Annotated in this window: 12 protein-coding genes; 8 read left to right on the top strand and 4 right to left on the bottom strand. The window is 60.6% G+C overall.

Annotated elements, in window-relative coordinates:
- Positions 1 to 63: 63 nt before the first annotated feature.
- Positions 64 to 288 (top strand): DUF1127 domain-containing protein, encoded by a 225-nt coding sequence (locus KSS96_RS00060; protein WP_026067179.1) that lies wholly within the window; start codon positions 64 to 66, stop codon positions 286 to 288.
- Here the strand turns inward: KSS96_RS00060 and KSS96_RS00055 are convergent, their stop codons facing one another.
- Positions 289 to 1,581: an NAD(P)/FAD-dependent oxidoreductase gene (locus tag KSS96_RS00055; RefSeq protein ID WP_017526827.1), complete on the bottom strand. Its 1,293-nt coding sequence runs from the start codon at positions 1,579 to 1,581 to the stop codon at positions 289 to 291.
- A 115-nt stretch (positions 1,582 to 1,696) separates the two neighbouring features.
- On the opposite strand from KSS96_RS00055, the gene KSS96_RS00050 reads away from it, so the two are divergent.
- The gene (locus KSS96_RS00050) at positions 1,697 to 2,050 is read left to right on the top strand and encodes a YkgJ family cysteine cluster protein (RefSeq protein ID WP_017526828.1); all 354 of its coding nucleotides are present in this window, start codon (positions 1,697 to 1,699) and stop codon (positions 2,048 to 2,050) included.
- Positions 2,051 to 2,058: 8 nt separating this feature from the next.
- Here the strand turns inward: KSS96_RS00050 and KSS96_RS00045 are convergent, their stop codons facing one another.
- Positions 2,059 to 2,547 carry an Lrp/AsnC ligand binding domain-containing protein gene (locus KSS96_RS00045; protein ID WP_003176896.1) on the bottom strand — a complete coding sequence of 163 codons (489 nt, stop codon included), beginning with the start codon at positions 2,545 to 2,547 and terminating at the stop codon, positions 2,059 to 2,061.
- 156 nt (positions 2,548 to 2,703) lie between these two features.
- On the opposite strand from KSS96_RS00045, the gene dadA reads away from it, so the two are divergent.
- From dadA to KSS96_RS00015, 6 genes are all read left to right on the top strand, one after another.
- Positions 2,704 to 4,005: a D-amino acid dehydrogenase gene (gene dadA, locus KSS96_RS00040; protein WP_065879257.1), complete on the top strand. Its 1,302-nt coding sequence runs from the start codon at positions 2,704 to 2,706 to the stop codon at positions 4,003 to 4,005.
- Positions 3,977 to 4,330 carry a RidA family protein gene (locus KSS96_RS00035; RefSeq protein WP_017526830.1) on the top strand — a complete coding sequence of 118 codons (354 nt, stop codon included), beginning with the start codon at positions 3,977 to 3,979 and terminating at the stop codon, positions 4,328 to 4,330. Before dadA ends, KSS96_RS00035 begins: the two co-directional genes overlap by 29 nt.
- A 77-nt stretch (positions 4,331 to 4,407) precedes the next feature.
- Positions 4,408 to 5,481: an alanine racemase gene (alr, locus tag KSS96_RS00030; RefSeq protein WP_217855556.1), complete on the top strand. Its 1,074-nt coding sequence runs from the start codon at positions 4,408 to 4,410 to the stop codon at positions 5,479 to 5,481.
- Between the two features lie 116 nt (positions 5,482 to 5,597).
- Positions 5,598 to 6,146, top strand: coding sequence for a cupin domain-containing protein (locus KSS96_RS00025; protein WP_003176893.1), 549 nt, complete (start codon positions 5,598 to 5,600; stop codon positions 6,144 to 6,146).
- Between the two features lie 182 nt (positions 6,147 to 6,328).
- A complete protein-coding gene (locus tag KSS96_RS00020) occupies positions 6,329 to 6,739 on the top strand; it encodes a c-type cytochrome (RefSeq protein WP_017526832.1) in 411 nt (136 codons plus the stop codon).
- 137 nt (positions 6,740 to 6,876) lie between these two features.
- Entirely contained in the window at positions 6,877 to 8,799 is a 1,923-nt protein-coding gene (locus KSS96_RS00015) for an acetyl-CoA hydrolase/transferase C-terminal domain-containing protein (RefSeq protein WP_217855554.1), read from the top strand.
- 125 nt (positions 8,800 to 8,924) lie between these two features.
- Here KSS96_RS00015 and KSS96_RS00010 read toward each other — a convergent pair whose 3' ends face one another.
- Both KSS96_RS00010 and rep read right to left on the bottom strand, forming a co-directional pair.
- Positions 8,925 to 9,494, bottom strand: coding sequence for a xanthine phosphoribosyltransferase (locus KSS96_RS00010; RefSeq protein WP_003176890.1), 570 nt, complete (start codon positions 9,492 to 9,494; stop codon positions 8,925 to 8,927).
- Positions 9,495 to 9,552: 58 nt separating this feature from the next.
- Complete coding sequence (rep, locus tag KSS96_RS00005; protein ID WP_017526834.1) at positions 9,553 to 11,562, bottom strand: DNA helicase Rep; 2,010 nt, start codon at positions 11,560 to 11,562, stop codon at positions 9,553 to 9,555.

The raw sequence follows: 11,562 nt of genomic DNA, 5'->3' as shown, positions 1-11,562 counted from the left end.
AATGCTCTGGCCCGTTCGCCCATGCTCGTCACTCAAGGCAACACACCACTGAGGGGCAGCAAAATGAACGGTATGAGCGATGTGCGGCTGGCGTTACACAGTCAGGAGCTGGAGGCGGGACAGGAGCGCGCGATGGCCGCGCCGGCGAATAGCCGTTGGAACCTGTTCTGGCACCGTCGGCACACGCGCAAGGCTCTGCTGACCCTGACCCGTGAGCAACTGCGTGACATCGGCTTGACCGCTGAGCAGGCACGCCAGGAAGGGGTTAAGCCTTTCTGGCGCAGTTGATCAGACCAGCTCTTTGAGGCGGTGCCAGAGCATCCCCAGGGCCAGCAGCGGCGAGCGCAGGTGCTTGCCGCCGGGGAAGGTAATGTGCGGCACTTGGGCAAACAGATCGAAACGCCCCTGCTGCTGGCCGCTGATGGCTTCGGCCAACAACTTGCCCGCCAGGTGCGTGGCGTTGAGACCATGGCCGGCGTAGGCCTGGGCGTAATACACGTTGGGCTGGTCGGCCAGGCGGCCGATCTGCGGCAGGCGGTTGGCGCCGATGCCGATCATGCCGCCCCATTGATAGTCGATCTTCGCGTCGGCCAGTTGTGGGAAAACGCGCAGCATTTTCGGTCGCATATAGGCGCCGATGTCCTGCGGGTCGCGGCCGGAGTAGTGGCAGGCGCCGCCAAATAACAGGCGGCGGTCGGCGGACAGGCGGAAATAATCCACCGTCACGCGCTGGTCACACACGGCCATGTTCTGCGGCAACAGGTTGGCGGCCTGCGCTTGGCTCAACGGCTCGGTCGCGATGATGTAACTGCCGGCGGGCAGTACTTTGCCGCTCAAGTGCGGGTTGAGGCGATTGAGGTAGGCGTTGCAGGCCAGCACCAGGGTCTTGGCGCGCACATGGCCGTGCGCGGTGTGCACCCTGACCTCAGGGCCATAGTCGATACGGGTGACTTCTGATTGCTCAAACAGCCGCACGCCCAATTGCCCGGCGGCAGCCGCTTCGCCGAGCGCCAGGTTCAGCGGGTGCAGATGGCCCGATCCCATATCAATCATGCCGCCCACGTAACGCTCGGAGCCGACCACGCTGCTCATCTCGCTGGCTTGCAACAGGCGCACCGCATGGCGATAGCCCAGGCTGCGCAGTTCTTCGGCGTCTTCGGCCAGGCCTTGCAGGTCGCGGGGCTTGTTGGCGAGGTCGCAGTAGCCCCAGGTCAGGTCGCAGGGAATCTGAAAGCGCTCGACGCGCTCGCGCACGATCTCCACGGCTTCCAGCCCCATCAGCTTCATCTGGCGTACGCCGTCGGTGCCGATCACGTTGGCGAACTGGTCCAGGCCGTGGCCGACGCCGCGAATCAGTTGGCCACCGTTACGCCCGCTGGCGCCCCAGGCGATCTTGCGCGCCTCCAGCAACACCACGCTGAAACCGCGCTCGGCCAGCTCCAGGGCGGTGTTGAGCCCGGAGAAACCACCGCCGACCACGCATACATCGGCAGTCACTTCACCGGTCAACGCCGGGTAATCCGGTTGCGGCACGCTGCTGGCGGCATAGTAGGACGCGGTGTGCCGGGCGCTGGCGGTCATGGGGACGCTCCCTGTTTGGAAAATTTGACGCAGGATACAGCGGTCGGACGACGCTGTCTGCGCGCGGCGTTTTGCGTCAGAATCCAGGTCTATTCGCCCTCCGGTACCTGTTTCGATGAGTTGCAACAGTCAGAAAATCAGCGCGCTGCGCCGTCAGATTCCTTCGTTCGAATGCGTACCCGGTTGCCACGACTGCTGTGGGCCGGTAACGACGTCGCCCGAGGAAATGTCACGCCTGCCGCGTAAGACCGCCGCCGAGCAGGACGCGGCGATGGATGAGCTGAACTGCGTGCACCTGGGGCCCGCCGGCTGCACCGTGTATGACGAGCGGCCGTTGATCTGTCGGTTGTTCGGCACCACCAAGACCTTGCCGTGCCCTAATGGGCGGCGACCGGTGGAGTTGATCCATCCACGGGTCGAAAAGCAGATTCATGAGTACATGGCCAGTACCCGGCAAGTGCTGGTGTAGCGGTCCAGTCAGTCCGGAATTGGCAGGTTCAGGCTCTCTTTGACTTCTTCCATCACGATATAGCTCTTGGATTCGCGCACGTGGGGCAGCTTGAGCAGGATATCGCCCAGCAACTTGCGGTATGAGGCCATCTCGGAAATCCGCGCTTTCACCAGATAGTCGAAGTCGCCGGAGACCAGGTGGCACTCCAGCACATGGGGCAGTTTCAGCACGGCGCGGCGAAACTCCTCAAAGGTATCGCCGGACTTGTAATCCAGGCTGATCTCGACAAATACCAGCAAACTGCCTTTTAAATGCTGCGGATTGAGCCGCGCGTTGTAGCCCATGATGATCCCTTCGCGCTCCAACCGACGCACCCGCTCAGTGCAAGGCGTGGTCGACAGCCCGACCTTTTCCCCCAGTTCCGTGAACGAAATTCGCCCGTCGGTCTGCAGGATACGCAGGATGTTGCGGTCGATCTTGTCCAGCTCCCGCTTGGTCTGGGTGTTGGTACGCATAGGGGATACGCCTCTGTAAAAAGGTTTTTTGCCGAGAATTGTCGCCAAATATAGGCATTTATATAGTGAAATGCACTGGCGATTGCTTTTTATACTGCGCTCATCATTGCTCGAAACAACACACGTCAGCGGCCAGGCCGCGATGAGGATATAAAAATGCGCGTTCTGGTCTTGGGTAGCGGCGTCATTGGTGTGACCAGTGCCTACTATTTGGCTCGGGCCGGTTTTGAGGTCGTGGTAGTCGACCGCCAGCCCGCCGCCGCCATGGAAACCAGTTTCGCCAATGCCGGCCAAGTGTCTCCCGGCTATGCCTCGCCCTGGGCCGCGCCGGGTGTGCCGCTCAAGGCCATCAAGTGGTTGCTGCAACGCCACGCGCCGCTGGCGATCAAGGCCACCGCCGATATCGATCAATACCTGTGGATGGCGCAGATGTTGCGCAACTGCACGGCCAGTCGCTATGCCGTGAACAAGGAGCGCATGGTGCGCTTGTCCGAGTACAGCCGCGACTGCCTCGATGAATTGCGCGCCGAGACCGGCATTGCCTACGAAGGCCGTAGCCTCGGGACTACCCAGTTGTTCCGCACCCAAGCCCAATTGGATGGCGCCGCCAAGGATATCGCGGTGTTGAAAGAGTCCGGTGTGCCGTTCGAACTGCTCGATCGCGCCGGCATTGCCCGCGTTGAGCCGGCCCTGGCCAGCGTCACCGATATCCTCGCCGGTGCCCTGCGCCTGCCTAACGACCAGACCGGCGACTGCCAGATGTTCACCACACGCCTGGCCGAGATGTGCAAACAGCTGGGTGTGGAGTTCCGCTTCGAACAGGACATCCAACGCCTTGACCAGGCCGGTGATCGCATCAACGGCGTGTGGATCGACGGCAAGCTCGAAACCGCCGACCGCTACGTGCTGGCCCTGGGTAGCTACTCGCCAAAACTGCTCAAGCCGCTGGGGATCAAGGCACCGGTGTACCCGCTCAAGGGCTACTCGCTGACCGTGCCGATCACCAACCCGGCGATGGCACCGACGTCGACCATCCTCGATGAAACCTACAAGGTCGCGATCACCCGTTTCGATAACCGCATTCGCGTGGGTGGCATGGCTGAAATAGCCGGTTTTGACCTGTCGCTTAACCCTCGTCGACGTGAAACCCTGGAGATGATCGTCAACGACCTTTATCCTCAGGGCGGCGATTTGGCCGAGGCCAGTTTCTGGACCGGCCTGCGTCCGACCACACCCGACGGCACACCCATTGTCGGTGCCACACCGTTCAGGAACCTGTTCCTCAATACCGGCCATGGCACCCTCGGTTGGACCATGGCGTGCGGTTCCGGTCGCTTGCTGGCCGACCTGATGGCCAGGAAAACCCCGCAGATCAGCGCCGCAGGCCTCGATATTTCCCGTTACGGCAACCACCAGGAGTCCGCAAAACATGTCAATCCAGCGCCAGCTCACCAATGAGCGCATGAGCCAGATCGTTGTCCACAGCGGTACCGTGTACCTGGCAGGGCAAGTCGGCGACGACATGAACGCGGGGATTGAACAGCAGACCCGTGAAACCTTGGCCAATATCGAGCGTTTGCTGGGCTTGGCCGGGACCGACAAGAGCCGGTTGCTGTCGGTGACGATCTACCTGAAAGACATTGACGCCGATTTCGCCGGCATGAACGCGGTGTGGGACACGTGGTTGCCTAAAGGCGTCGCCCCGGCCCGTGCCACGGTTGAAGCCAAATTGTGCGAGCCGCAAATCCTCGTAGAGCTGTCCGTCGTGGCCGCGCTGCCTTAAACACGATCCCTCTTACGGTGCCGATGCTGTCTGTCGGTACCGTTTTTTTTCACTCCGCTGCCTAGAAGCCTGCCGCCATGCGTCCAGCCCGTGCCCTGATCGACCTCCAAGCCCTGCGCCACAACTACCAATTGGCCCGTGAAGTCACCGGGGCCAAGGCCCTTGCCGTGATCAAGGCCGATGCCTACGGCCATGGCGCCGTGCGCGTGGCCCAGGCGCTGGAAGCCGAGGCCGATGGGTTCGCCGTGGCATGCATCGAAGAGGCGTTGGAGCTGCGCGCCGCTGGCATTCGCGCGCCAGTGTTGCTGCTGGAAGGTTTTTTTGAAGCGGATGAGCTGGGGCTGATCGTCGAGCATGATTTTTGGTGCGTGGTGCATTCGCTGTGGCAACTGGATGCGATCGAACAGGCCACGCTGAGCAAGCCCTTGACTATTTGGCTCAAGCTGGACTCGGGCATGCATCGCGTGGGCCTGCATCCCAAGGATTACCACGCGGCTTATCAGCGCCTGCTGGCCAGCGGTAAAGTCGCGAAGATTGTGCTGATGAGTCACTTTGCCCGCGCCGATGAGCTTGATTGCGCCAGCAGCACCGAACAAGTGGCGGTGTTTGAAGCGGCGCGCCAGGGCCTGGCGGCCGAAGTCAGCCTGCGCAATTCACCCGCGGTATTGGGCTGGCCAAATGTGCTCAGCGACTGGGTACGCCCGGGCATCATGCTGTACGGCGCCACCCCATTTGGTGAAAACCAGGCTCTGGCCGCGCGCTTGCAACCGGTGATGACCCTGGAATCGAAAGTGATCTGTGTGCGCGAACTGCCGGCTGGCGAGCCGGTGGGCTACGGCGCCCGGTTCGTTACGCCCAAGCCGATGCGTATCGGCGTGGTTGCCTTGGGCTACGCAGACGGCTATCCGCGTCACGCGCCCACGGGTACGCCGGTGCGGGTGGCCGGGCAGCGCAGCCAGTTGCTGGGGCGTGTGTCCATGGACATGCTGTGTATCGACCTGACGGATGTGCCTCAGGCTGGCCTTGGCTCCACGGTAGAGCTGTGGGGCAAAAATATCCTCGCCAGCGACGTCGCGGTGGCCGCTGACACCATCCCCTACCAGATCTTCTGCAACCTGCGCCGGGTGCCAAGGCTCTATTCCGGCGCTTGACCGCCGCGCACGGACACAGCTGCCTGGGATTTAGGCCCAAGTGTTGTAAATACTGAACGCTGTCGCCATGATAACGGCCAATTACAACAACGCCTGAATCCTAGGAGGCTCCCGCATTGGACGTCGGCGAACGACTGCAATCCATCCGTAAGCTGAAGGGTCTTTCCCAGCGTGAACTCGCCAAGCGTGCGGGTGTCACCAACAGCACCATTTCGATGATCGAAAAAAACAGTGTCAGCCCCTCGATCAGCTCCTTGCGCAAGGTGCTGGGCGGCATCCCCATGTCGATGGTCGAGTTCTTTTCCGAGGAGATCCTCCAGGAAATTCCGACGCAGATCGTCTATAAAGCCAATGAGCTGATCGACATCTCCGACGGCGCGGTGACCATGAAATTGGTAGGTCGGGCGCACCCTAGCCGGGCCATCGCGTTTCTCAACGAAATCTACCCGCCGGGCGCTGATACCGGCGAAGAAATGCTCACCCACGAAGGCGAGGAAACCGGGATTCTGGTGGAGGGCCGTTTGGAGTTGGTGGTCGGTCTTGAAACTTTTGTGCTCGAAGCCGGCGATAGCTACTACTTTGAAAGTACCAAGCCCCATCGTTTTCGCAATCCGTTCGACGTACCGGCGCGGCTAATCAGCGCAGCCACACCCGCGAACTTTTAAGAATAGAGGCGTCCTGCCAGCGTTGCAGAGGCTCCCGCAGCAGTATTCCGCGAGACTGAATCTCCCTTTATTTAATAGGGTTGTTTCGGCCAGGCGGGCTAACCGTTATACTTTCGCCGCCTGCGAAACCGTGGCCGCAGGCGTGAATAGCCACCATTGAGGGTGAACGCGTGAACCTAATTATGAAAATGCTGGCTGCACCAGCAACCGTACTGGCCCTATGGGCTGTCAGCGCTCAAGCTGCGACCAATGATGAAATTGCCAAACGCCTGGAGCCTGTCGGCCAGGTTTGCGTCCAGGGCCAGGAGTGCAAGGGCATGGAAGTCGCCGTTGCAGCGGGCGGTGGCGGCGCGAAAACGCCGGACGAGATCATCGCCAAACACTGCAATGCTTGCCACGGCACTGGCCTGCTGGGCGCGCCGAAAATCGGCGACAAAGCCGCCTGGAAAGAACGCGCCGACCACCAGGGCGGTCTCGACGGCATCCTGGCCAAGGCGATCACCGGGATCAACGCCATGCCGCCCAAAGGCACCTGCGCGGATTGCTCGGATGACGACCTCAAAGGCGCTATCAAGCAGATGTCTGGGTTGTAATCAGTCAATCTTCGCCAAAAATGCCGCTTACGAGCGGCTTTTTTGTACCTGTCATTCAGGTTTTGCGCTGTTCATTGCAGCAAAGACCCGGCAAGCTCGGTCGAACCCCTATTCATGGAATGTTCGGGAGCAGTCGGATGGTGCAGTTGTGTTCAATCGAGCAAGCAGTTGACGACGTACTGGCGCGCTTGCCGGCGCATATCCACATGGGCATGCCGCTGGGCCTGGGTAAGCCCAACCTGTTCGTCAACGCGCTGTACCGGCGAATCGCCCAACTGCCGGAGCGCGCGCTTACGATTTACACCGCCCTGAGCCTTGGCCGGCCAACCCTGGGTGACGGGTTGCAGAAGCGCTTTCTCGAACCCTTCATCGAGCGGGTGTTCGGTGACTATCCCGAGCTGGATTTCCTCGCCGACCTGCATAAAGACAGCCTTCCAAACAACATCCACGTACGGCAGTTCTTCATGCAGCCCGGCAGTTTGCTGCACAGCACGTCGGCCCAGCAGGATTACGTCAGCAGTAACTACAGCCACGCCGCCCGCGATATCAATGCCGCTGGCTTGAATCTGGTTGCACAATTGGTGGCCAGCAGCGCCGAGCATCCGGACCGCCTGAGCCTGAGCTGCAACCCCGATATCAGCCTTGACCTGCTGCCGATGATCGAAAAGCGCCGCGACGCGGGCGAAACCATTTTGATCGTCGGCCAGGTCCACACCGACTTGCCCTACATGCCTGGCGATTCCGAATTGGGCATGGATGCGTTCGACTACCTGATCGATGCCAAGGACAGCACCACGCTGTTTTCCACGCCGAATATGCCGGTGGGGTTCCAGGATCATTTCATCGGCCTGCACGCCAGCACCCTGGTGCGTGATGGCGGCACCTTGCAGATAGGCATCGGTTCCATGGGGGATGCGCTGACCGCCGCCTTGCTCGCGCGCCAGGCCGACAACGAAGCCTACCGCCTGCTGCTGACGGACCTTGATGTGTACCAGTGGGCGCCGCTGATCAGCCGTGAAGGCGGTGTCGATCCCTTCGCCCGTGGCCTCTACGGCTGCAGCGAGATGTTCGTCAACGGCCTGCTGGTGCTGGCGGATGCGGGGATTGTGCGACGCAAGGTTTATCCGGATGTGGCGACTCAGGAGCAGGCCAACGCCGGCTTGCTGGACGATGCGGCGCAGCCCGATGGGGTGTCGATACACGGTGGTTTCTTCCTGGGCCCCCGCAGTTTTTACCAGCGCTTGCAGGAAATGACCCACGCCAAGCGCCTGCAATTCAACATGACCCGCATCAGCTACATCAACGAGCTGTACGGTCAGGAAGAACTCAAGCGTTTGCAGCGCCAGGATGCGCGGTTTATCAACAGCGCAATCATGGTGACCTTGCTCGGCGCGGGCGTCGCGGACCAGTTGGAAGACGGTCGCGTACTCAGCGGCGTGGGCGGGCAATACAATTTTGTTGCCCAGGGCCATGCATTGGACGGTGCGCGCTCGATCCTGATCTTGCGCAGCTGGCGCGAGTCGGCGGGGGAGGTCAGTTCCAATATCGTCTGGGACTACGGCCACTGCACCATCCCCCGGCACCTGCGGGATATCGTCATCACCGAGTACGGAATTGCCGACTTGCGGGGGCAGACGGATGCCAAGGTGATCGAAGCACTGCTTACTATCAGCGACTCACGCTTCCAGGCCGACTTGATCGAGCAGGCGCAAAAGGCTGGCAAGTTACCCAGGGGCTTTCAGTTGGATCCACGTTTTGCCGACAACACGCCGGAGCGCCTCAAAGGCATTCAGTCGCGGCATAAACGCTTGTTCCCGGAGTACCCGTTGGGCAGTGATTTCACCGATGAAGAGCGGGATTTGTTACGGGCGCTGAACTGGCTCAAGAGTAAGTTCAAGCTGACGGAGGTGCTTGAGCTGGGCAAGGCCGCGCTGGATGCTCCGGAGCCGGAGGCGTTTCCCAGGCATCTGGAGCGGATGCGGCTGGATAGGCCGGAGGGGCTGAAAGAGGATCTCTATCAGCGCTTGTTGCTGGCGGGCTTACAAGCAACCGCGCACTGAAAACCAATATAAAACCAAATGTGGAAGGGGGCTTGCCCCGATAGCAGTGGGTCAGCCAATACATTTGGTGACTGATACACCGCTATCGGGAGCAAGCCCCCTCCTACATTTCAAGCGGTGTTGCCTCAGATAAAGGTGACAACCCCACCTGCCAGCGACTTCACCCGCGCCAGCGACTCAACCCGATAGCCCTGCGCATCCAGCTCCGCACGGCCACCCTGGAACGACTTCTCGATCACGATCCCCAGGCCCGCAACGGTCGCGCCGGCCTGCTTGATGATCGAAATCAGCGCCTGGGACGCCTTGCCGTTGGCCAAAAAGTCATCGATCACCAACACGCGGTCGCTGCTGGTCAGATGACGCGGCGAGATCGCCACGGTGCTCTCGGTTTTCTTGGTGAAGGAATACACCGTCGCCGACAGCAGGTTTTCGGTCAGGGTCAGCGACTGCTGCTTGCGCGCAAAAATCACCGGTACGCCCAGGTTCAGGCCGGTCATGATCGCCGGGGCGATACCCGAGGCTTCGATGGTGACGATCTTGGTGATGCCCGAATCCTTGAACAGCGCGGCGAATTCGTCGCCGATTAGTTTCATCAGCGCCGGGTCGATCTGGTGGTTCAAAAAGGCGTCGACCTTGAGTACCTGATCGGAAAGCACGATGCCTTCTTCGCGAATTTTCTTGTGCAGTGCTTCCACGGAAAGCTTCCTCTAATGGCGCGGTGCGCGCCGAAAGTAGATTAAAAAGTAGTCGATTCTAGCGCTTTAGCATTGCGCGTATATCCGCCAGGGCGGTATTGCCGCGAACGGCCTTCACCTCGGTCGGGGTGTCGTCATTGCCTTCCCAGGCCAAGTCATCCGGCGGTAGTTCGTCGAGGAACCGGCTGGGGGCACAATCGATGATTTCGCCGTATTGCTTGCGCTTGGCGGCAAAGGTGAAGGCCAGGGTCTGACGCGCGCGGGTAATGCCCACGTAGGCCAGGCGCCGTTCCTCTTCGATGGTGTCGGCTTCAATACTGGAGCGGTGCGGGAGGATTTCTTCTTCCATGCCCATGATGAACACGTAGGGAAATTCCAGGCCCTTGGAGGCATGCAAGGTCATCATCTGCACACCTTCGGCGCCGTCTTCCTCTTCTTGCTGGCGCTCAAGCATGTCGCGCAGCACCAGCTTGCCGATGGCGTCCTCGACGGTCATTTCGCCGTCTTCGTCTTTTTCCAGGGTGTTCTTCAGCGCTTCGATCAGGAACCAGACGTTGCCCATGCGGTAATCCGCGGCCTTGTCGCTGGAGCTGTTGGTGCGCAGCCAGTTCTCATAGTCAATGTCCATGACCATGCTGCGCAGGGCGCTGATCGGGTCTTCCCCGGCGCATTGTTCGCGCACCTTGTCCATAAAACGCTTGAAGCGCGACAGACGATCGGTGAAGCGTGTGTCCAGGTGTTCGCCCAGGCCGATTTCATCGGTGGCGGCGTACATCGAGATCTTGCGCTCGGTGGCGTAGTTGCCGAGTTTTTCCAGCGTCGTCGAACCGATCTCCCGACGTGGGACGTTGATCACCCGCAGGAAGGCGTTGTCGTCGTCCGGGTTCACGATCAACCGGAAGTAGGCCATCAGGTCTTTGACTTCCTGGCGTCCGAAAAAACTGTTGCCGCCCGACAGGCGATACGGCACCTGGTGGTGCTGCAATTTCAGCTCGATCAGCTTGGCCTGGTAGTTGCCGCGATACAGGATCGCAAAGTCGCTGTAGGGCCGGTCGGTACGCAAGTGCAGGCTGAGGATTTCCACGGCCACGCGCTCGGCTTCGGCGTCTTCGTTGCGGCAACGGATCACGCGGATCTCATCGCCATGGCCCATCTCGCTCCACAGCTGTTTTTCAAACTCGTGGGGGTTGTTGGAGATCAACACGTTGGCGCAACGCAGGATGCGGCTGGTAGAGCGGTAGTTCTGCTCCAGCATCACCACTTTCAGGGACGGGTAGTCGACCTTGAGCAGCATCAGGTTTTCCGGGCGGGCGCCGCGCCAGGCGTAGATCGATTGGTCATCGTCGCCCACCACGGTGAACTGGTTGCGCGTGCCGATCAGTAGCTTCACCAGCAAATACTGGCTGGCGTTGGTGTCCTGGTATTCGTCCACCAGCAGGTAGCGCACCTTGTTCTGCCACTTTTCAAGGATGTCGGCGTGTTCCTGGAACAGCTTGACCGGTTGCAGGATCAGGTCATCGAAGTCCACCGCGTTGAACGCCTTCAGCGTGCGTTGATAGTGGGTGTAGACGATGGCGGCGGTCTGTTCCTTGGGGTTGCGTGCGTTTTCCAGGGCTTGGGCGGGCAGGATCAGGTCGTTCTTCCAGGCGCCGATCATGTTCTTGATCTCGTCAACGCCGTCGTCGCCCGCGTATTCCTTCTGCATGATGTCGGTCATCAGGGCTTTGACGTCGGTCTCGTCAAAAATCGAGAAACCCGGCTTGTAGCCCAGCCGCGCATGCTCCTTGCGGATGATGTTCAGGCCCAGGTTGTGGAACGTACACACGGTCAGGCCCCGACCCTCGCCACCCTTGAGCAGGGTGCCGACACGCTCTTTCATCTCGCGCGCGGCCTTGTTGGTAAAGGTCATGGCGACGATGTACTGCGCGCGGATGCCGCAGTTCTGGATCAGGTGCGCGATCTTGCGGGTGATCACGCTGGTCTTGCCGGAGCCTGCGCCGGCGAGCACCAATAGAGGGCCGCCGACATAGTTCACGGCTTCTTGCTGCCGGGGATTGAGTCGGGACAT

Origin of the sequence: Pseudomonas asgharzadehiana, assembly GCF_019139815.1 — a bacterium.
Classification (GTDB): Bacteria; Pseudomonadota; Gammaproteobacteria; order Pseudomonadales; family Pseudomonadaceae; genus Aquipseudomonas; species Aquipseudomonas asgharzadehiana.
This window is presented reverse-complemented; position numbering and strand designations above follow the sequence as displayed.

Bases quoted from the DNA above. Each gene is read 5' to 3' on its own strand.
- KSS96_RS00020 (WP_017526832.1), top strand. From the start codon at position 6,329: ATGAAAATGCTGGCTGCACCAGCAACCGTACTGGCCCTATGGGCTGTC.
- KSS96_RS00045 (WP_003176896.1), bottom strand. From the start codon at position 2,547: ATGCGTACCAACACCCAGACCAAGCGGGAGCTGGACAAGATCGACCGC.
- rep (WP_017526834.1), bottom strand. From the start codon at position 11,562: ATGTCCCGACTCAATCCCCGGCAGCAAGAAGCCGTGAACTATGTCGGC.
- KSS96_RS00035 (WP_017526830.1), top strand. From the start codon at position 3,977: ATGTCAATCCAGCGCCAGCTCACCAATGAGCGCATGAGCCAGATCGTT.
- alr (WP_217855556.1), top strand. From the start codon at position 4,408: ATGCGTCCAGCCCGTGCCCTGATCGACCTCCAAGCCCTGCGCCACAAC.
- dadA (WP_065879257.1), top strand. From the start codon at position 2,704: ATGCGCGTTCTGGTCTTGGGTAGCGGCGTCATTGGTGTGACCAGTGCC.
- KSS96_RS00015 (WP_217855554.1), top strand. From the start codon at position 6,877: ATGGTGCAGTTGTGTTCAATCGAGCAAGCAGTTGACGACGTACTGGCG.
- KSS96_RS00055 (WP_017526827.1), bottom strand. From the start codon at position 1,581: ATGACCGCCAGCGCCCGGCACACCGCGTCCTACTATGCCGCCAGCAGC.
- KSS96_RS00050 (WP_017526828.1), top strand. From the start codon at position 1,697: ATGAGTTGCAACAGTCAGAAAATCAGCGCGCTGCGCCGTCAGATTCCT.
- KSS96_RS00060 (WP_026067179.1), top strand. From the start codon at position 64: ATGAACGGTATGAGCGATGTGCGGCTGGCGTTACACAGTCAGGAGCTG.